At 69.3% G+C, this 19,720-nt stretch carries 13 protein-coding genes and 1 pseudogene; 6 read left to right on the plus strand and 8 right to left on the minus strand.

The genetic code is table 11. The annotated features are described in order from the left end of the window. Nucleotide 1: 1 nt before the first annotated feature. The 5 genes from AC1RRS_RS11475 to AC1RRS_RS11495 all read right to left on the minus strand — a co-directional run bounded on the left by AC1RRS_RS11475 (nucleotide 2) and on the right by AC1RRS_RS11495 (nucleotide 4,683). On the minus strand, nucleotides 2-1,366 hold the full coding sequence (locus AC1RRS_RS11475) for an alginate export family protein (RefSeq protein ID WP_492855270.1): 1,365 nt from the start codon (nucleotides 1,364-1,366) through the stop codon (nucleotides 2-4). Continuing rightward, entirely contained in the window at nucleotides 1,363-1,761 is a 399-nt protein-coding gene (locus AC1RRS_RS11480) for a DoxX family protein (protein WP_492855271.1), read from the minus strand. Before AC1RRS_RS11480 ends, AC1RRS_RS11475 begins: the two co-directional genes overlap by 4 nt. Then, nucleotides 1,761-3,635, minus strand: a complete 1,875-nt coding sequence (locus tag AC1RRS_RS11485) for an amidohydrolase (protein WP_492855272.1) — start codon at nucleotides 3,633-3,635, stop codon at nucleotides 1,761-1,763. The genes AC1RRS_RS11480 and AC1RRS_RS11485 overlap by 1 nt, the downstream gene beginning before the upstream one ends. 43 nt (nucleotides 3,636-3,678) lie before the next feature. Further along, a complete protein-coding gene (locus AC1RRS_RS11490; protein ID WP_110121531.1) occupies nucleotides 3,679-3,963 on the minus strand; it encodes a XapX domain-containing protein in 285 nt (94 codons plus the stop codon). A gap of 66 nt (nucleotides 3,964-4,029) precedes the next feature. Next, the gene (locus AC1RRS_RS11495; protein ID WP_492855273.1) at nucleotides 4,030-4,683 is read right to left on the minus strand and encodes a hydrolase; all 654 of its coding nucleotides are present in this window, start codon (nucleotides 4,681-4,683) and stop codon (nucleotides 4,030-4,032) included. Nucleotides 4,684-5,094: 411 nt separating this feature from the next. On the opposite strand from AC1RRS_RS11495, the gene AC1RRS_RS11500 reads away from it, so the two are divergent. Beyond that, entirely contained in the window at nucleotides 5,095-7,905 is a 2,811-nt protein-coding gene (locus AC1RRS_RS11500) for a TonB-dependent receptor (RefSeq protein ID WP_492855274.1), read from the plus strand. 187 nt (nucleotides 7,906-8,092) lie between these two features. On the opposite strand, the gene AC1RRS_RS11505 is transcribed toward AC1RRS_RS11500, so the two are convergent. After that, nucleotides 8,093-9,379, minus strand: coding sequence for a serine hydrolase domain-containing protein (locus AC1RRS_RS11505; protein ID WP_492855275.1), 1,287 nt, complete (start codon nucleotides 9,377-9,379; stop codon nucleotides 8,093-8,095). 95 nt (nucleotides 9,380-9,474) lie between these two features. After that, on the minus strand, nucleotides 9,475-12,117 hold the full coding sequence (gene alaS / locus AC1RRS_RS11510) for an alanine--tRNA ligase (protein WP_492855311.1): 2,643 nt from the start codon (nucleotides 12,115-12,117) through the stop codon (nucleotides 9,475-9,477). Between the two features lie 175 nt (nucleotides 12,118-12,292). On the opposite strand from alaS, the gene AC1RRS_RS11515 reads away from it, so the two are divergent. Next, nucleotides 12,293-12,808 carry a hypothetical protein gene (locus tag AC1RRS_RS11515; RefSeq protein WP_492855277.1) on the plus strand — a complete coding sequence of 172 codons (516 nt, stop codon included), beginning with the start codon at nucleotides 12,293-12,295 and terminating at the stop codon, nucleotides 12,806-12,808. 302 nt (nucleotides 12,809-13,110) lie between these two features. Further along, entirely contained in the window at nucleotides 13,111-13,560 is a 450-nt protein-coding gene (locus AC1RRS_RS11520; RefSeq protein WP_492855278.1) for a hypothetical protein, read from the plus strand. A 402-nt stretch (nucleotides 13,561-13,962) separates the two neighbouring features. Here AC1RRS_RS11520 and recA read toward each other — a convergent pair whose 3' ends face one another. Next, nucleotides 13,963-15,033: a recombinase RecA gene (recA, locus tag AC1RRS_RS11525; protein ID WP_487287918.1), complete on the minus strand. Its 1,071-nt coding sequence runs from the start codon at nucleotides 15,031-15,033 to the stop codon at nucleotides 13,963-13,965. Between the two features lie 248 nt (nucleotides 15,034-15,281). On the opposite strand from recA, the gene AC1RRS_RS11530 reads away from it, so the two are divergent. From AC1RRS_RS11530 to AC1RRS_RS11540, 3 genes and pseudogenes are all read left to right on the plus strand, one after another. Next, nucleotides 15,282-16,883: an EAL domain-containing protein gene (locus AC1RRS_RS11530; RefSeq protein WP_492855279.1), complete on the plus strand. Its 1,602-nt coding sequence runs from the start codon at nucleotides 15,282-15,284 to the stop codon at nucleotides 16,881-16,883. Nucleotides 16,884-17,001: 118 nt separating this feature from the next. Beyond that, nucleotides 17,002-17,460, plus strand: a pseudogene (locus tag AC1RRS_RS11535) (GAF domain-containing protein); the annotation flags it as partial. Beyond that, nucleotides 17,461-19,476, plus strand: a complete 2,016-nt coding sequence (locus AC1RRS_RS11540; RefSeq protein ID WP_492855312.1) for a PAS domain-containing protein — start codon at nucleotides 17,461-17,463, stop codon at nucleotides 19,474-19,476. It abuts the pseudogene before it with no gap. Nucleotides 19,477-19,720: the final 244 nt, after the last annotated feature.

Raw genomic sequence — 19,720 nt, forward strand, 5'->3', positions numbered from 1 at the left:
GTCACCATCCGTACTTGAGCTCGACGCCGAGATAGTCGCTGTCGTCCCGGCCGGCGGCGCGCAGGGCGCTTCCGGCCTCGAAATGGACGGCCTCGATGGTCCCCGTCAGGCTCCGATTGAAAGCATAGTCGGCCCGCAGGTGGCCGTAGGCGCCGGTCCAGCGACCGCCCTGCCCGGCCGTGCCGGCATAGGCTGCGAAGGGCTGGCCGTAGATCGCGTCCGCCGCCGTGCGCCGCCACTGGCCGGCCAGGGCCGCCATGACGGTCAGCTTGCCGGTCGGCGACACCGTCACCGACGGCTTCAGGTGCGCGATGTTGGCGTAGCCGGTGTAGCCGGCGCGGGTGAAATAGGCGGCGTTGGGATAGAGCGGGTTGAAGGTTCCGAGCCGCCCGTCCCCCTTCCGGGTGTCGCCGCTGGCGAGATCGCCTTGCAGCCCCAGACGCGGCGACCAGGGGATGCCCGCGAACGTCCAGCCGCCCCGCGCCCCGGCCGCCCAGGCGCGGACGTCGGTCGAGCCGACCTCGCCGCGCTGGGCCATGGCTTCGAGGTCCCAGTCCAGGCTTTTAGCCTTGCCGGCGTAGCGCAGGTCGTAGACCTGCCGATCCTCCTGCCCGACCGCGTCGCCGTAGCGGGCGGTCGAACGGGCCAGGCGACCGGCATAGGCCGACACGACCCCGCCGAACGCCTTGCGCTCGACGCGCGCGAAGTCGAGCCGCACGTGTCCGCTGGACGTATCGTCGAAGGCCTCGTCGTCGGCATATTGCACCGGCTGGCTGACGACGCCGGCCAGGGTCCAGGGACCCCGGCTCCAGTCGACCCAGACCGCGTCGAACGACTGGCGCACGCCGGGGCCGTCTCGCGCCGACAGGAAGCGCTGCTGGTCGATCGGGAAGTCCTGGCGGCCGACCCGCACCGTCGCCTTGCCGCCGGCCAATTGGCCCACGTGGTCGACGAAGGCCAGGCGCAGGTCCAGGCGGTCGGCGTCGGCCCCGCCGACATGCCGACGGCCGAAGGCGCGCACGTCCTCCAGCATGACGAAGGCCCGCCAGGCGCCGGCCCGGGCGTCGGCGTGGATTTGCAGGCGCTGCGACAGGCTGGTGTCGGGCGTCTCCTGGCCGAAGGTCGGGGCGTCGCCCAGCTCCAGCCGCTCGCGCAGGGTCAGGCCCAGCGACAGGAAGGCGTCGTCGCCCAGCGGAACGTATTTCAGGCCGTCGAGAGGCTCGGTCCGCTTGGCCGGATCGGCCAGGACCGACCAGTCCTCCTGCCAGCGGTTGACCTTGATCGCGGGACGCTCGGCCGCCAGGGCGGGACCCGTTACGAGGAGTGGGGCCGCGAGCACCAGGGCCGCGGCCGCCAGCGTCCTCATGACCCTCTCCGCGCGTCGAGATCGTGCCAGGCGACCAGCAGGAAACCGCCGACCAGGCCCAGGTGCTCGAAGAAGCTGTTGGTCGCGCCGAACCGTTCGGGCGGCGCCATCTGCCAGAAGCGGTTGGCCATGAAGGTCGCGCCCAGGGTGAACGTCGCCAGGGCCAGCGCCCCCAGCCAGCGCAGCCGGCCGCTCAGGATCATCGCCGAGGCGGCCAGCTCCAGCGCGATCACCGCCACGGCGAACGGCGCGGCCGGCGACAGGCCGAAGTGGGCCATCTCGCCGACGGCCCCGCCGAAGTCGAAGGCCTTGGTCAGGCCGCCCTGGATATAGGCGGCGCACAGGCCCAGCAGCGCGACCCAGCGCACCGCCTGCGAGGTGAGGACGGCCCGCATCAGACCGCCCAGCAGGCGCAGCCCAGCGCGCCCCAGAACGACTTCAGGTCGCTGATCGGCAGGCTCTTGGTCCAGGCCGTGGCGTGGTCGTGGCCGTGCACGCCGCAGCCGCTGGCGCAGGCGCACGACGCGGCCGCCTGGCGACGCATGGCGGCGTCCTTCTCCGGCTCGGCCCAGGCGGCATAGCCGCCGAACACCCGCACCGGAGACCAGTCGGGCATGGCCGGCGGCACCTCGTTCTCGTCCAGCTTGGCGAAGTCGCCCGCGCCATAGACGATCTTGCCGCCGACCATGGTCAGGTCCGAGGTCATGTCGGCGATCTCGTCCTCGGGCACGCCGAAGAAGTCGCGGTCGGGCACGATCAGGTCGGCCAGCTGGCCTTCCACGATCCGGCCCTTCTTGCCCTCCTCGTTGGAGAACCAGGTGACGTTCTCGGTCCACATGCGCAGCGCCGCCTCGCGGTCCAGGCAGTTGCGCTGCGGATAGATCCGGGTTCCGCCCACCGTCTTGCCGGTGATCATCCAGGCCAGCGAGACCCAGGGATTGTACGAGGCCACGCGCGTCGCGTCGGTGCCGGCCGAGACCTTGAGACCCTTCTCCAGCATCTTCGCGATCGGCGGCGTCGCCTCGGCGGCGGCCGCGCCATAGCGCTCGAGGAAGTATTCGCCCTGGTAGGCCATGCGGTGCTGCACGGCCACGCCCCCGCCCAGGGCGGCGATGCGGTCGATCGACTTTTCCGAGATCGTCTCGGCGTGGTCGAAGAACCAGTTCAGGCCCTCCAGCGGGACGTCCTTGTTGACCTTCTCGAACACGTCCAGCGCCCGGTCGATGGTCTCGTCATAGGTGGCGTGCATCCGCCAGGGCCAGCGGTTCTGGGCCAGGATGGTGACCACCTCCTCCAGCTCGCCTTCCATCTGCGGCGGCATGTCGGGACGCGGCTGGCGGAAGTCCTCGAAGTCGGCGGCCGAGAACACCAGCATCTCGCCGGCGCCGTTGTGGCGGAAATAGTCGTCGCCCTGCTTGTAGGTCGAGGTCTTGGTCCAGTTGAGGAAGTCGTCCTTCTCGCCCTTGGGCTTCTGGGTGAAGAGGTTGTAGGCGAGGCGAATGGTCAGCTGGTTGTCGTCGGCCAGCTTCTGGATGACCTCGTAATCGTCCGGATAGTTCTGGAAGCCGCCGCCGGCGTCGATCGCCCCGGTCACGCCCAGCCGGTTCAGCTCGCGCATGAAGTGGCGGGTCGAGTTGACCTGGTAGTCGAAGGGCAGCTTCGGGCCCTTGGCCAGGGTGGCGTAGAGGATCTGGGCGTTGGGCTTGGCCAGCAGCAGGCCGGTCGGATTGCCCTGGCTGTCGCGGATGATCTGGCCGCCGGGCGGTTCGGGCGTGTCGCGGTCGTAGCCAATCACCCGCAACGCCGCCGCGTTCAGCAGGGCGCGGTCATAGAGGTGCAGGATGAACACCGGCGTGTCGGGCGCCACGGCGTTCAGTTCCTCGATGGTCGGCAGGCGCTTTTCGGCGAACTGGTGCTCGGTGAAGCCGCCCACCACCCGCACCCATTGCGGCGGCGGGGTGATGGCCACCTGGCGCTTGAGCATGCCCATGGCGTCGGCCAGCGAGCGCACGCCGTCCCAGCGCAGCTCCATGTTGAAGTTCAGCCCGCCGCGGATGATGTGCAGGTGGTTGTCGATCAGGCCCGGCAGCGCCCGGCGGCCCTTCAGGTCGACCACCTTGGTCGCCGGCCCGGCCAGGGCCATGACCTCGGTCTCGGTCCCCACGGCGGAAAAGCGTCCGCCGGTCACGGCGACGGCCTGCGCGTTGGGATTGCTCCGGTCGAGGGTCGTGAAGCGGCCGTTGCGCAGGATCAGGTCGGGCGAGGTCATGCGGATACTCCGGGGGAACTGGGGCCGAGGGAACTGGGGGACGTCAGGCTTGGGGATGGGGAGGCTCGGCGCGCGCCTGCTCGGGAGGCTTCACGGCCCCCGGCAGGCTGCCGAACATGTGCGGCCCCACCTGGTGACGCAGCCACGAGACGGCGGCCGGCTGGCGGGCGGCCAGGCTCTTGACCAGCGGCGGGATCTGCTCGCCGACCAGTATGCCGAAGAGGCCGATCAAGGCCACGACCGGCGGCGCCGGCGAGCGCACCTGCACCAGGGCGTAGAACACCCCGACGGCCAGGCCCGCGGCGAGCGACAGGAGATAGATCTTCATCTTGGGACGCCTTGTTGAAAGGCGGTCCGCGCCGACCTGGAAGGTCGGCCGGCGCGGGCCGGTTCGTCAGCCCTCGTGGGCGTTGAACATGGTCTTGGCGTAGATGATGCCCAGGCCGTAGCCGCCGCCGAACTTCTTGGCGATGCCGGTGGTCAGGTCGTAGGTCTCGCCGCGCGCCCAGTCGCGCTGCAGCTCCAGCAGATACTGCAGGGCCGTCATCGGCCGCGCGCCGGCCTGGATCATCCGCTGCACGGCCCGCTCGTGGGCTTCCTCGGAGATGTCGCCGCAGGCGTCGGTGATCACATAGACCTCATAGCCCTGCTGCAGGGCCGACAGCGCCGGGCCGACGATGCAGACGCTGGTCCACAGGCCGGCCAGCACGATGCGGCCCTTGCCGATCTTGTTGACCTCCTCGATCACGCCGGCGTCTTCCCAGCTGTTCATCGAGGTGCGGTCGACCAGGGCCTTGCCCGGGAACGGCTCGGTGACCTCGGTGAACATCGGGCCCGAGAAGCTCTTCTCGGCCACGGTCGTCAGGATGGTCGAGACGCCGAAGCCGGCCGCGCCGCTGGCCACCAGGGCGGCGTTGTTGCGCAGGGAGACCGGGTCGATCGACTTGGTCGCGAACGCCATCTGCGACTGGAAGTCGATCATGATCAGGGTGTGGTCGGTCGGGGTGATCAGTTGATCGCCGGGGGTCGGGGTGGCCGTGATCGGCATCGACGGTGTCCTTGGAAAACGGAGTGGATAGAACGCCGCCGATACTGTCGGCGGAGGGCCGCTGGGTCTTGTTTAGGTCGGCCTCGATTTGGCCGCGCGGGCTGTGCGGACGTCGCCCTCGAGGTCGTCGCGACCCGGGTCGGGCCGAGCCTTTCCGATACCGGCGATATGCTCGCCCTCAACCTGAGGCGCTGAAAAAGCCAAGCAAATCCTCACGTTGCCGCGATTGGCCAGATCGGCGCTTTCAGCCCATTTCTAATACGACATATCGTATCCCACTCGACATTTCCGGAGCGAGGCGGTTATCATCCCGACTATCGGGATAAGTTCCCACAATATGAAAACTGTCGATCTCGGCGTCGCGCCCTCCCCCGGGTCGCCTCCGAGCCACGTCAGGCACAGGAGGAAACGATGAAGTCGTCGACCAGCGCGCAACTGTGGGCGGGTGTTTCGAGCGTCGCGGTGGCCGCCGCCGTGTTCGCCGCCCCGGCCATGGCCCTCGCCCAGACCGCGCCCGCCGCTCCGGCCGGCCAGACCGTCGAGCCCGACGCGGTCGAGGAAGTCGTCGTCACCGGCATCCGCGCCTCGCTGCGCAGCGCCATGGACACCAAGCGCAACTCGCTGCAGGTGGTCGACTCGATCTCGGCCGAGGACATCGGCCAGTTCCCCGACAAGAACCTCTCCGAAGCCCTGCAACGGGTGACCGGCGTGCAGATCAGCCGCCAGGACGGCGAAGGTCGCGGCGTCAGCATCCGCGGCGCCGATCCCAGCCTCAACCGCGTCGAGATCAACGGCTCGTCGGCCCTGTCGCTCACCGTCGGCGGCAGCGACCGCGCCGTGGACTTCCGCGACATCCCCGTCGAGTTCGTCTCGCGCCTGGACGTGGTCAAGTCGCCGACCGCCGACATGGCCGAGGGCGGCATCGGCGGCACCGTGCGGGTGATCACCCGCCGGCCGTTCGACAGCAAGGAGCCCTATGTCGCCGGTTCGATCCAGGGCGTCTATTCCAACCTGGCCAAGGAATACGACCCCAAGGTCGCCCTGATCGGCAGCCGCACCTTCTTCGACGACAAGCTGGGCGTCCTGCTGTCGGGCACCTGGGAAAACCGCCACCTCAACAGCAACAACGCCCGCACCACCGGCTGGATTCGCCGGGCGGCCACGGCCACCGGCACGGGCGCGACGCCCGGGCGCAGCACCGACGTCAACAATGACGGCACGCTGGACTGGATTCCCGAGATCCCGCGCCTGATCATCGATCGCCGCGAGACCGAGCGCAAAGCCCTGAGCAGCGTCGTCGAATGGCGGCCGACCGACAACTTCAAGGCCTATTTCGACGCCACCTACGCCACCGCCAGCGAGAAGGTGAACAGCTCGTTCCTGCAGCTGGGCGCCTCGGGCGGCCTGATCGACTACAGCAAGACCACGCTGGGCGCCGACAACACGGTCAACCACATCGAGCTGACCAGCGACGCCAACTTCCCGATGGACCTGGCCTACCGCAACATCCTGGGCGGGCTGAAGCGCACCCAGTACACGACCGCCGTCGGCGGCGAGTGGAAGCTCGACCACTGGGTGTTCGACGCCCGCTTCGACTATTCGAACGCCGAGGTCCAGAACAACGAGATCAACTCCACCGCCACGGTGTTCGGCGTGCCGCGCGCCGTCGTCGACTACACCGGCGGCCAGGGCGCGCCGAACTTCTCGTTCCCGGGCCTGGACGTCACCACCGGCCAGGGCGTCAAGCGGATCGACGCCCTGTTCAACCCGCGCAACAACACCTCCGAAGAGACCGCCCAGCAGTTCAACGTCACCTACAAGCCGGAAAGCTCGTGGCTGACCTCGATCAAGGCCGGCGTCCAGGCGCGGCAGTTCGAGACCGACCAGATCCTCTACCAGCGCACGACGCGCCTGAACTGCCGTAACGACGCCAGCAGCGGCGCCGTGGTCGCGGTGGCGACCTCGTGCGCGACGCTCGAGAACATCGTCAACATCAACTCGATCGTGAACAGCATCCCGTTCTTCGAGACCGGCGACCTGGGCTATTCCGGCGGCATCCGCCAATGGAACGACAACACCATGGGCACCTACGCCGCCACCCTGGCGACGGCGGGCCTGATCAACGACGTCTACGGCGTCAATCCCAACGCCAACACCGCCGAGACCTATGGCGGCCGCGGCACCTTCCAGGCCTTCCTCGACACCTGGTCGGTGGAGGAGAAGACCCGCAGCGCCTACGTCCAGGCCGCCTTCGACTTCCGTGAACTGCCCGTGGGGATCAGCGGTACGCTGGGCGTCCGGGTGGTCGACACCGAGACCGTCTCCACCGGCTACAACCGCGTGCAGACCGGCACGACCTCGGCCCCGATCGTCAACTTCGTCAAGGGCGAGCAGGACGGCGGCTACACCAAGACCCTGCCGTCGCTGAACCTGCGGTTCGAGTTCATCCCCGGCAAGCTGATCGGCCGCGCCGCCGCCAGCAAGGTGATGGCCCGCGCCGCGCCCAGCCAGCTGGCCCTGCGCCGCAGCATCGATCAGATCGGCTTCACCGGCTCGCGCGGCAATCCGGACCTCCAGCCCTTCGAGGCCACGGCCTACGACGCGGGCCTGGAATGGTACTTCGCCAAGGACAGCTTCGTCTCGGCGACCTACTTCCGGAAGGACATCTCGTCCTCCATCATCAACCAGACCACTTCGGAGGTCATCGACGGCCAGACCTACGCCATCTCGCGCCCGGTCAACGGCACCGACGAGGTGTCGATCAACGGCCTGGAGATCGGCGGCCAGTACGCCTTCGACTTCCTGCCCGCGCCGTTCGACGGCTTCGGGGTGCTGGCCAACTTCACCTACCAGAAGGACAAGGGCTTCAAGGGGGTCAACCTGCTGACCAACGAGATCCTGCCGTTCCCGGGCCTGTCGCGTAAGAGCTACAACGTCTCGCTCTACTACGAGAACGACAAGTTCAGCGCCCGCGCCTCGTACAACTGGCGCGACGACTGGCTGATCACGGCCGCCGGCCGCGGCAACCTGCCGGAGTTCAACAAGGCCTTCGGCTCGCTGGACGCCTCGGCCAGCTACAACGTCAACGACAAGATCACCGTCTTCGTCGAGGGCGTGAACCTGACCGACGAGGTGCGCATCGAATACAACAGCGCCGCCCGCCGGATCGGCAACGAGACCTTCGGCTCGCGCTACTTCTTCGGCGTCCGCGCGAAGTTCTAAGAGCTCAGGCTTCAGATGACAGGGGCGCTCTTTCCGAGAGGGAGGAGCGCCCTTTTTCGTTCCTGTGCGTGATCCTCGTCCTTCGACAAGCTCAGGATGAGGACCATGGTTCGGCCCGAGCGACGAACGCTCGACCGCATAAAAACCTCATCCTGAGCCTGTCGAAGGACGAGGTTTTCGCCGCCCCCTAAGGCGCGACCTCGACCGCGTCGCTGCCCTTCAGCTGCAGCCAGTCGGTGAACGGCAGGTGGTAGTAGAGATCGAAGACCTCGGCCTGCAGCTTGAAGGGCAGGCTGCTCTCGCTGTTCCACAGCATGACGACGCCGGTCTTGGTGGCCGGGTCGAACATCATGGTCGAGCGGTAGCCGTCGACGGCCCCGCTGTGGCCCGCCAGGCGGTGGCCCTGATAGCCGAAACTGCGCATGCCCAGGCCATAGGCCGGCTTGTCGAGCGAGCGGCCCAGCGGCGAGTTGCCATAGGGCCGGTTGGTCAGCACGCGCGGACGCTGGATCTCCTCCAGCACCTTGGCCGGCAGCACGGCGGGCGCCAGGCCCATCTGGGCCTGCATCCAGCGCGCCAGGTCGACGATGTTGGAGTTCACCCCCGCCGCCGCCGGCACCCGGTAATAGGCCTCGGCCAGGATCGACTCGCGGCCATAGCGGGTGGGCCGCGCCCAGTGCCGCTCGCCGCGGATCTCCTCCATGCCGATGGTCGTGCTGCCCATGCCCAGCGGCAGGAACAGCTTCTGGCGCGCCTCCTCGGCGTAGGGCCGGTGGGTGGAGGCCTCGATCACCTCGCGGATCGTGTCGTAGGCGAGGTTCTGGTAGGTGTGGCAGGTGGCCGGCGGGCACTGCGGCGGCACCGTTCCCAGGGCCTGCCGGATCGTCTTCGGATCGCGGCCGCCTTCCAGCCAGCCGTCATAGGCGTTGCGCGGCAGGCCGGTGCGCTGTGACAGCAGTTGCTCGACCGTCAGGGTCTGCTCGGCCCCGCCCGGCAAGCGCAGGCTGACGCCGAACCTGGCCAGCGGGTCCTGCAGCGAGAACGCCCCCTCCCCGGCCAGGCGCGCGCTCAGGGTCGACGACACGGTCTTGGACAGCGAAGCCCAGCGGAACACGGTGTCGGCGTTGACCGCCTCGCCGTCGTTCGGCGTGGTCTGGCCATAGCCCTTCACGAACGACAGCCGGCCGTCCTCGACCACGGCGACGGCCAGGCCCGTCATGCTGCGGTCGGCCATCATCGTCCGGATGCGGGCGTCCAGCGCGCGGTAGTCGATCTTGCCGCGCCAGTCCTTGGCCTCCAGCGGCAGGACGACGGGGGTCGCGGCCGCGGCGACCTGACGCTCGGCCTTTGTACCGGGCTCGGACGGCCGCGTGCAGCGCGAGACGGTCAGGCCGACGCCGCCGCCGATCACCGCCACCATGGCGGCAAGGCCCAGCCAGACCCGCCAGGCGCGACGCTCGGCGGGATCGGGCATGATGTTGTGGATCTTACGCAGGCGCTGGTCCGCCGATACTGACTTGAGAACGAAGTCGGCCCGCTTCGACGAGGAAGCGGGCCGATCTAAGGCGATCAGCCGGCCAGAACGGCCTTGATGGCGGCCAGGCCGTCGTCGGCCTTGGTCGCGTCCGGGGCGCCGCCCTGGGCGAAGTCGGGCTTGCCGCCCGCGCCCTGGCCGCCCATGGCGATCACGGCGGCCTTGGCCAGTTCGGCGGCGCTGAACTTGGCGGTCAGGTCGGCGGTCACGGCCACGGTGACGGCGGCCTTGCCGTCGGTCGTGCCCACCAGGGCCACGACGCCGCTGGTCAGCTGCTTCTTGAACTCCTCGGCGACGCCGCGCAGTTCCTTGCCGCCGACGCCGTCGAGGACGCGGGCGATCAGGGCGGTGCCATTGACGTCTTCCGGACCCGAGGCCGCGCCGCCGCCGCCCAGGGCCAGCTGCTTCTTGGCCTCGGCCAGTTCCTTCTCCAGCTTCTTGCGCTCGGCGACCAGGGCGTCGACGCGGGCCAGAACCTCGGCGACCGGGGTCTTGAACTGGTCGGCCAGGGCCTTGGCGACGCCGGCCTGGTCGAGCAGGAAGCGGCGGGCCGCCTCGCCGGTCAGGGCCTCGATGCGGCGCACGCCGGCGGCCACGCCCTGCTCGGAAACGATCTTGAACAGGGCGATGTCGCCGGTGCGGGCCACGTGGGTGCCGCCGCACAGCTCGACCGAATAGGCCTTGCCGGCTTCGGTCAGGCTGTCACCGAGGGTCAGCACGCGCACGCTGTCGCCGTACTTCTCGCCGAACAGCGCCACGGCGCCGGCCTCGATGGCCTCCTGCGGGGCCATTTCCTTGGTCTGGGCCGCCACGTTCTGACGGATGACCGCGTTGACCTCGGCCTCGATGCGCTCGATCTCGTCGGGCGACAGCGGGCCGCCGTGGCTGAAGTCGAAACGCATGCGCTCGCCGTCGACCATCTGGCCCTTCTGGGCGACGTGCGGGCCGAGCACATGGTGCAGGGCCGCGTGCACCAGGTGGGCGGCGGAGTGGTTGGAACGGGTGGTGTGGCGGCGTTCGGCGTCGACGCTGGCCACGACCTGGTCGCCGACCTTCAGCGGCCCGGCCAGCTCGACGCGGTGCACGTGCAGCTCGCCGGCCTGCTTCTGGGTGTCGAGCACGCGGCTCTCGGCGCCATTGGCCTCGATCGCGCCGGTGTCGCCGGCCTGGCCGCCGCTCTCGGCGTAGAAGCTGGTGCGGTCGAGCAGCACGTCGACAGTCTGGCCGGCCGAAGCGGCCTCGACCTCGGCGCCGTCGGCGACGATGGCCTTCACCACGCCCGTCGTCTCGGTGGTCTCGTAGCCGACGAAGTCGGTGGCGCCGGCCTTTTCCTTGATCGAGAACCAGGCGGCGGCCGCGCCCTGCTGGCCCGAACCGGCCCAGTTGGCGCGCGCCATCGTCCGCTGGCGGTCCATGGCCACGTCGAAGCCGTCGGTGTCGACCGTGATGCCCTTGGCGCGCACGGCGTCCTGGGTCAGGTCGAGCGGGAAGCCGTAGGTGTCATAGAGCTTGAAGGCGGTCTCGCCGTCCAGCACGCCGCCGCTTTCGAGCCCGGCGGTAGCTTCGTCAAGAAGCCCCATGCCACGGCCCAGGGTGACGCGGAAGCGCTCTTCCTCCTGGCGCAGGGTCTCGACGATCGAGGCCTCGGCGCGGCGCAGTTCCGGATAGGCCTGGCCCATCTCGGCCACCAGGGTCGGGGCCAGACGGTGCATCAGGGGCTCTTGCGCGCCCAGCAGATAGGCGTGGCGCATGGCCCGGCGCATGATCCGGCGCAGCACGTAGCCGCGGCCTTCGTTCGACGGGGTGACGCCGTCGGCCAGCAGGAACGACGACGAGCGCAGGTGGTCGGCGATGACGCGATGCGACGGGGCCTGGTCGCCCTCGGCCTTCACCCCGGTCAGCTCGACCGAAGCGGCGATCAGGGCCTTGAACAGGTCGATGTCGTAGTTGTCGTGCTGGCCCTGCAGGACCGCGGCGATGCGCTCCAGGCCCATGCCGGTGTCGATCGAGGGCTTGGGCAGCGACAGGCGCTCGCCGCCGGCCAGCTGCTCGAACTGCATGAACACCAGGTTCCAGATCTCGATGAAGCGGTCGCCGTCTTCATCGGGGCTGCCCGGAGGGCCGCCGAAGATGCCTTCGCCGTGGTCGTAGAAGATCTCCGAGCACGGGCCGCAGGGGCCGGTATCGCCCATGGACCAGAAGTTGTCGCTGGTCGGAATGCGGATGATCTTGTCGTCGGACAGGCCGGCGATCTTCTTCCACAGGTCCGCCGCCTCGTCGTCGGTGTGGTAGACCGTGACCAGCAGCTTGTCCTTGGGCAGGGCGAACTCGCCGGTCAGCAGGGTCCAGGCGTGGGTGATCGCCTGTTCCTTGAAGTAGTCGCCGAACGAGAAGTTGCCCAGCATCTCGAAGAAGGTGTGGTGGCGGGCGGTGTAGCCGACGTTGTCCAGGTCGTTGTGCTTGCCGCCGGCGCGGACGCACTTCTGCGAGCTGGCCGCGCGCGGATGCGCGGGCGTCTCGGCGCCGGTGAAGACGTTCTTGAACGGCACCATGCCGGCGTTGACGAACAGCAGGGTCGGATCGTTCTGCGGCACCAGCGGCGCCGACGGCGTGACGGCGTGGTCGGCCTTGCCGAAGTAGTCGAGGAAGGTGCTGCGGATCTCGTTGAGGCTAGGCATCGTCGTCTCGGGAATCTCGAAAGGTCCGGTGTCGGCCGGAAGTCGGCGCTGCATAGCGCGGTTTCAAGATTTGTGGAAATCGAACCTGGGATGTGACCGGTTTCGGACGGCGCGCCGCTGGCCGGGCTCGCCGTGGTCGCGCTATGGGACTCGGGGGCGACGCGGGGGACGCGGGATGGTCGATCGAAATCTTGGCGTGACGCGGCGGCCGCGCCCCGCCCGCACCGCCGGCGAGGTGCGGGTCGAGGGCCGCAGGCCGCCGCCCTGGCCGCTGCGGCTGATGCTGGCGGTCGCCATCGTCTCGCCGCTGTTCAGCCTGTGGTGGGAAGCCGAGCACAAGGCCGAGGTCGAGATCGAGCAGGCCGGCGAGTGGAGCCTGGACGGCGAGCCCTGCCCGGCCAGCACCGCCGCGGACTTCGCGGCGGCCTCGCGGCGCGCGCCGATGACCACGGCCTTCGACGAGGTGCGGCTGTCGCGCCGAGCCGGCCACGTGCAGTGCGCCCGCCACGCCTATCGCCTGGACGGCGGCAAGCAGGAGGCCCAGGTCTGCGACTTCACCAGCCCCGGCGCCCTGGCGGTCGAGAGCCCCAAGGCCGTGGTCTATTACACCGCCCCGGGTTCGGCCCGGGTGGCGGTGATCGACGGCCAGCCGCGCTGCGTGCAGACCGCGCGCTTCCGGATGGGACAGTGACGGCAGGCGAGGAGCGACATTCCCCGGCTCGCCCCCAACCCGTTCCTCCCCGCGAAGGCGGGGGTCCAAACTGGCTTTCAGGATGAGGCGGGGCGGCGGATCACCTGCGGCCTCGGCTTTCCCCTTCGCGGGGATCCTCGGTGAAAAGGGGCAGAGTTTCCCGACGGCGTCCGGCCTGACGCCGTAGCTCGGCAGGTCCGTCTCTCTATTCTTCTATTGGCGTACGCATCCCGCCGCTCCTACTGTCGCCGGGCGGGAGGACCAGGATGGGCGCTGCGGGGATTGGGGAACGACCGGGGGCCGTGCGGGTCGATGGACGCGCCAGGCGCGGCGGCTGGATCTTCTGGGCGGCGATCGCCCTCGCCATCGCCGCGCCGCTGATCGTCTTCGTCGCCTGGAAGCAGCGCGAGGCCGCCGGCGCCGCCGAGGCCTATTGGAGCCTGGCCGGAACGCCCTGCCCGGTCCTGACCCAGGCCGCCTTCGAGGCCCGGCAGCGCAAGCCGATGACCTTCGCCTTTGACAGCCTCAGCGTGGCGCGCGGCGCCGGCCACATGGAATGCACCCACCGGACCTACGGCCAGGCCGGCGGCAAGCGCGAGGCGCCGGTCTGCGACTTCAGCGGCCCGATCGCCCTGGCGGTCAGCGTCGGCGGGCGGCAGGCGTTCTATGCGCCGACGGGATCGGCGCGGGTGGCGGTGATCGACGGCGCGCCGGTGTGCGTGCAACGGCCGTGGACGAAGATCGGGAACTGAGGGGGCTGGGGCTTCTACTCATCTGACGGAATTCGGCCGACGCTCTGGAAGCTGAAAACGGCCCCCCTCCGGCCCTTCGGGCCACCTCCCCCAGAGGGGGAGGATCTGATCCGGCGCCGCGCCAGGAAGATGCTCCCCCTCTGGGGGAGCTGTCGCGGAGCGACTGAGGGGGAAGGCCAGCGCCCTGCGGCGGTCGCCCCCTCCGTCACGGCGCGTTCCGCACCGCGCCACCTCCCCCGCTTTGCGGGGGAGGACAAACGAAATCGGACGCCTGGCATGGGGTCCAGGCGTCCGGGGATCGCGGCCGTCGTGGCGGTGTAGGTCCGCCGCGGGCGTATGGCGGGGTCGCCCTCGGCGGGCGGCGGCCGCGAAACTCGGAGCAGGCGCGCCCCGAGTTGTCTCTTATTCTTCCTCGCCGTCCTCGGGACCGCCGACCAGCAGCTCTTCCTCGATCTTCTGCGAGGCCTTGCGCACGGCCATCTCGATCTCGTTGGCCAGGTCCTTGTTGTTCTTGAGGAACTCGCGGACGTTGTCGCGGCCCTGGCCGATGCGCTGGCTGTTGTAGGAGAACCAGGAGCCGGCCTTGTCGATGATGCCGCCCTTGACGCCCAGGTCGATGATCTCGCCGAGCTTGGAGATGCCCTCGCCGTACATGATGTCGAACTCGACCTCGCGGAACGGCGGGGCCACCTTGTTCTTCACCACCTTGACGCGGACGTTGTTGCCGATGATCTCGTCGCGGTTCTTGACCGAGCCGGTGCGGCGGATGTCCAGGCGCACCGAGGCGTAGAACTTCAGCGCGTTGCCGCCCGTGGTCGTTTCCGGGCTGCCGTACATCACCCCGATCTTGTGACGGATCTGGTTGATGAAGATGACGATGGTGTTGGCCTTGTTGATCGAGCCGGTCAGCTTGCGCAGCGCCTGGCTCATCAGACGGGCCTGGAGGCCGGGCAGGCTGTCGCCCATCTCGCCTTCGATTTCGGCCTTCGGGGTCAGGGCGGCCACGGAGTCGACCACGACGATGTCGACCGCGCCCGAGCGCACCAGGGTGTCGGTGATCTCCAGAGCCTGCTCGCCGTTGTCCGGCTGCGAGACCAGCAGGTTGTCGAGATTGACGCCCAGCTTGAAGGCGTAGCCCGGATCCAGCGCGTGCTCGGCGTCGACGAAGGCGGCGGTGCCGCCGGCCTTCTGGACCTCGGCGACGACGTGCAAGGCCAGGGTGGTCTTGCCCGAGCTTTCGGGGCCGTAGATCTCGATCACCCGGCCCTTGGGCAGGCCGCCGATGCCCAGCGCGATGTCCAGGCCGAGCGAGCCGGTGGAGACCGACTCCATCTCGACCTTGCCCTTTTCGCCCAGCTTCATCACCGAGCCCTTGCCGAAGGCCCGATCGATCTGCGCCAGGGCCGCTTCTAGCGCCCGCGCCTTGTCGCCTTCTTCCTTGCCCACGAGTTTCAAAGCCGCCTGACTGGTCATTGGATGATCCGCCTTATTCCATGATTCCGACCGTCCGGCCGGAAGTTCGAGCGCCTCGGCGCCCACCGCCTGTGGAATGATTAACGTGTACACATTTTGTTCTATGTTCGCAAGATGTTCTTTTTCGTTCCGGCGCGCCCGCCGGACCTGCCTGCGACGGGCGGTCGCAGCCCCATCGGCGACCCGCCCCCGTGCACGGGTCTTTAAGCTAAGGCGCGCAAGCTGCCCCACCTCTGGGGAGCTCTGCCTTGTCGATCGATCCGCGCCGCCTGCTGGGACTGGCCTTCGCCAGCGCCGACCTATTGCTGGAACTCGAGGGCGACCGGGTCAGCCTCGCCCTGGGCGCGGCGCAAAAGATCATGGGCAAGCCTGAAACCTCCTTGATCGGCCGCGTCTGGCGCGACCTGTTCACCGCCGCGGACCGCCCGCTGATGGACGCCGCGCTCTATGCTCTCGACGAGGGGCAGCGCCGGGGTCCGGTCACCGTCCGCGTCGCCGGGGAGCCGGAGCGCTTCGTTGGAGTCACTCTGCGCGCCCTCCCCGACAATTTCGGTCGCACCTCCATCGCGGTCACCGCCGCCCGCCCGCCCGCGGGAGGCCTCGACGCCGCCGGCCTGCGCCCGCGCGAGAACTTCGAGGAGATCGCCAAGGGCCTGTTTGAAGCCGCGCGGGTCACCGGGCTCGAGCTGGAACTGGCCATGGTCGAGTTCGCCGGCCTGTCGGCCCTGCGCGAAGGCCTGAACGCGCCCGACGCCCTGGCGCTGGACATGAAGATCGCCGGCGCCGTGCGGGCCGAGTCCCACGCCGGCGCCATGGCCACCCAGGTCTCGCCCGAGCGCTACGCCCTGCTGCGCGCCAAGGACGACCGCCCCGAGGCCCTGGCCGCCCGCCTGACCAAGATCGCCGCCCTCGACGCCAGCGCCCACGTCGTGCCGCTGGACGGCGGGACCTCGTCGCGCGGCCTGCGGGCCCTGCGCTACGCCCTCGACGACTTCCTGCGCGAGGGCCTCAAGGACACCCCGCCGCTGACCCTGTCCGAGGCGATGAACCGCTCGGTCAAGCGCACCCTGGCCCGCGCGGGGGCCCTGGGCGCGGCCGTCAGCCAGCGCCGCTTCACCCTGGCCTACCAGCCCGTGGTCGACCTCGCCTCCGGCCAGGCCCACCACCACGAGGCGCTGGTGCGCTTCGAGGACGGCGCCAGCCCCTTCGCCCTGATCCGCATGGCCGAGGAGTTCGACATCATCGAGGAGCTGGACCACGCCATCGCCGAGCAGGCGGTGCGCCGGATCGCCTCGGACCGCAGCGGCGCGGTGAAGCTGGCCGTCAACGTCTCGGGCCGCACCATCGTCAGCGAGACCTTCGTCGATCACATCAACCGCCTGCTGACCCAGACTCCGGCCGCCAGGGGCAAGCTGATCTTCGAGGTCACCGAGACCAGCGCCATCGACGACCTGCCCCGCGCCAACCGCCACATCCAGGCCCTGCGCGGCCTGGGCTCGCTGGTCTGCCTGGACGACTTCGGGGCCGGCGCGGCCTCGTTCGCCTACCTCCAGGAACTGACCCTCGACATCGTCAAGATCGACGGCCGCTACGTGCGCGAACTGGCCGGCAACAGCCGCGACGGAGCCATGGTGCGCCGCCTGGTCGAGCTGTGCCGCGACCTCGACGTCCGCACCGTCGCCGAGATGGTCGAGACCGCCGAGGTCGAGGACGTGGTCCGCAAGGCCGGCGTCGACTTCGCCCAGGGCTGGCTCTACGGCAAGCCGGCCGACCAGCCGCAGCCCTCGCAGAAGCCCTTGGCCGTCACCCCGATGGCCCGCCGCGCCGGCGTGTCGGAAGGCTGGGGCTGAAAAAACTTTACCCTGATCGCGTGGAACCGTTGATCGCGCCAAGCGTCTTAAGCCTCTAGTCGATAGGCGCGTCGGCTATCCGACGCCGCCGGTGATTGAGGGGGGCCTCAAGTTTCGCATGGACGCCGCCGATCCGGCGGAGCGTGAGGCCGATCGCCTCGCGGCGCTCCGCCGTTACGACATTCTGGACACCCCGCGCGAGGCGGCCTTCGACGAGATCGTCTCTCTGGCGGCCGAGATCTGCGGCGCGCCCATCGCCGTGGTCAACCTGATCGACGAGCACCGGCAGTTCTTCAAGGCCGAGGTCGGCCTGGGCGTGCGCGAGACGCCGCTGGAGACGTCGTTCTGCGCCAAGGCCATCCTGGAAGACGACTTCCTGCTGGTGCCCGACGCCACGCGCGACCACCGCTTCGACGGCAATCCCCTGGTCACAGGCGAGCCGCACCTGCGGTTCTACGCCGGCGCCCTGCTGAAGACCGCCGAGGGCCTGCCGATCGGCACGCTGTGCGTGCTCGACACCGCGCCCAAGGAACTGTCGCCCCTGCAGCAGCGCACCCTGCAGGTGCTGGCCCGGCAGGTGATGAGCCAGCTCGACCTGCGGCTTTCGCTGCAACATCGGGCCCAGAGCGAGCAGCTCTACCGCACCCTCTTCGACTCGATGGACGAGGGTTTCTGCATCATCGAGTTCTTCGACGGCCCGCACGGGCCGCTCAGCGACTATGTCCACGTCGACGCCAACGCCGCCTACGCCCGCCACGCCGGCATCCCCGAGGTGGTCGGCCAGAAGCTGCGCGAGATGGTGGGCGACGAGGCCGACGCCTGGGTGGCGCGCTATGGCGAGGTGCTGCGCACCGGCCAGCCGATCCGCTTCGAGCAGGAGCTGGTGGCCACCGGTCGCTACCTGTCGCTGTCGGCCTTCCGCATCGAGCCGCCCGAGCGCAGGCAGGTGGCGGTGCTGTTCCAGGACGTCACCGAGCGCCGCCGGGCCGAGCTGGCTCTGCGCCAGCTGAACGAGACCCTGGAGCAGCGGGTGGCCTCGGCCCTGGCCGAGCGCCGGGTGCTGGCCGACGTGGTCGAGGGGACCGCCGCCCTTGTCCAGGTGATCGACAACGACTTCCGCTGGCTGGCCGTCAACGGCGCGGCGGTGCGCGAGTTCGAGCGGGTGTTCGGGGTGACGCCGCGGGTCGGCGACAGCATGCTCGACCTGCTGGCCGACCATCCCGACAACCGCGAGCAGGTGCGCGCGGTCTGGTCACGCGCCCTGGCCGGCGAGGAGTTCGTCGCGGTCGAGGCCTATGGCGATCCCGCCGGCTATCGCCGCGACTACGAGATGCGGTTCGGCGTGCTGCGCGACGACATGGGCGTCAAGGCCGGCGCCTATCAGTTCGTCTACGACGTCACCGAGCGCCTGGCCGAGCAGGACCGCCTGCGCGAGGCCGAGGACGCCCTGCGCCAGGCCCAGAAGATGGAGGCCGTCGGCCAGCTGACCGGCGGGCTGGCTCACGACTTCAACAACCTGCTGTCAGGGATCTCGGGCTCGTTCGAGATGATCGGCACGCGCCTGTCGCAAGGCCGCATGGTCGATGTCGATCGCTATGTCGCCGCCGGCCAGGGCGCGGCGCGGCGGGCCGCCTCGCTCACCCACCGCCTGCTGGCCTTCTCGCGCCGCCAGACCCTGTCGCCCAAGCCGATCGTCATCAACCGGCTGATGGCCGAGTTCGTCGAGCTGGTGCGGCGCACCGTGGGGCCGGCGATCAAGGTCGAGACCGTGGCGGCAGGCGGCCTGTGGCCCACCCTGGTCGACGCCAACCAGCTGGAGAACGCCCTCCTCAACCTCTGCATCAACGCTCGGGACGCCATGCCCGACGGCGGCCGCATCACCATCGAGACCGGCAACAAGTGGCTCGACCGCCGCGCCGCCGACGAGCGCGGCATGGAACCGGGCCAATATGTCTGCATCTGCGTCAGCGACACGGGCGTGGGCATGGACAAGGCCGTCCAGGAGCGGGTGTTCGACCCGTTCTTCACCACCAAGCCGATCGGCGAGGGCACCGGCCTTGGCCTGTCGATGGTCTACGGCTTCGCCCGCCAGTCGCACGGCCACGTGCGAATCTATTCCGAACTGGGCCAGGGCACGATGGTCTGCATCTACCTGCCGCGCCACTTCGGCAAGGAGGAGAGCGACGAGAGCGACGTCGCCGCGGCCCTGCCCGCTCCCGCCGCCGCCGGCGAGACGGTGCTGGTGGTCGATGACGAGCCCACGGTGCGGATGCTGATCGTCGATGCGCTGCAGGAGCTGGGCTACGCCTGCATCGAGGCCGCCGACGGTCCGGCCGGCCTGCGCCTGCTGCAGACCGACGCCCGCATCGACCTTCTGATCACCGACGTCGGCTTGCCCGGCGGGCTGAATGGTCGCCAGGTGGCCGACGCCGCCCGCGCCCTGCGGTCCGACCTGAAGGTGATGTTCATTACCGGCTACGCCGAGAACGCGGTCCTCAACCACGGCCATATACAGCCCGGCATGGAGGTGCTGACCAAGCCCTTCGCCGTCGCCGACCTGGCCGGGCGAGTGGATCGTATGCTGAGGGGTTGAGAGTCAGGAATGTGGCGAAATCCGGCTTGAACTCGACCATCCGGTTAGGCATGATTCCACTCAGCCGGCGGGGCGATAACGACATTTGATCAAGGCGTAACCAACGTGACTAAGGCACGTCGGCGCGAAAGCGCACGCGTGTCTGTTCGAAGTCTCCGTTCTCCCTGACGCCTTGGGGGCGACGGCGTTTGTGCGATGTGGCGGCTCGCTGCGTCGGTCAAAGGCGTCGCCATGTCGCCGACCG

The sequence above is a fragment of the Caulobacter sp. GW821-FHT12A07 genome (genome assembly GCF_058807655.1).

Excerpts from the sequence above, each read along its gene's own strand:
- AC1RRS_RS11475 (WP_492855270.1), bottom strand. The coding sequence starts at position 1,366 with ATGAGGACGCTGGCGGCCGCGGCCCTGGTGCTCGCGGCCCCACTCCTC.
- AC1RRS_RS11480 (WP_492855271.1), bottom strand. The coding sequence starts at position 1,761 with ATGCGGGCCGTCCTCACCTCGCAGGCGGTGCGCTGGGTCGCGCTGCTG.
- recA (WP_487287918.1), bottom strand. The coding sequence starts at position 15,033 with ATGACCAGTCAGGCGGCTTTGAAACTCGTGGGCAAGGAAGAAGGCGAC.
- AC1RRS_RS11490 (WP_110121531.1), bottom strand. The coding sequence starts at position 3,963 with ATGAAGATCTATCTCCTGTCGCTCGCCGCGGGCCTGGCCGTCGGGGTG.
- AC1RRS_RS11515 (WP_492855277.1), top strand. The coding sequence starts at position 12,293 with ATGGTCGATCGAAATCTTGGCGTGACGCGGCGGCCGCGCCCCGCCCGC.
- AC1RRS_RS11505 (WP_492855275.1), bottom strand. The coding sequence starts at position 9,379 with ATGCCCGATCCCGCCGAGCGTCGCGCCTGGCGGGTCTGGCTGGGCCTT.
- AC1RRS_RS11500 (WP_492855274.1), top strand. The coding sequence starts at position 5,095 with ATGAAGTCGTCGACCAGCGCGCAACTGTGGGCGGGTGTTTCGAGCGTC.
- AC1RRS_RS11495 (WP_492855273.1), bottom strand. The coding sequence starts at position 4,683 with ATGCCGATCACGGCCACCCCGACCCCCGGCGATCAACTGATCACCCCG.
- alaS (WP_492855311.1), bottom strand. The coding sequence starts at position 12,117 with ATGCCTAGCCTCAACGAGATCCGCAGCACCTTCCTCGACTACTTCGGC.
- AC1RRS_RS11485 (WP_492855272.1), bottom strand. The coding sequence starts at position 3,635 with ATGACCTCGCCCGACCTGATCCTGCGCAACGGCCGCTTCACGACCCTC.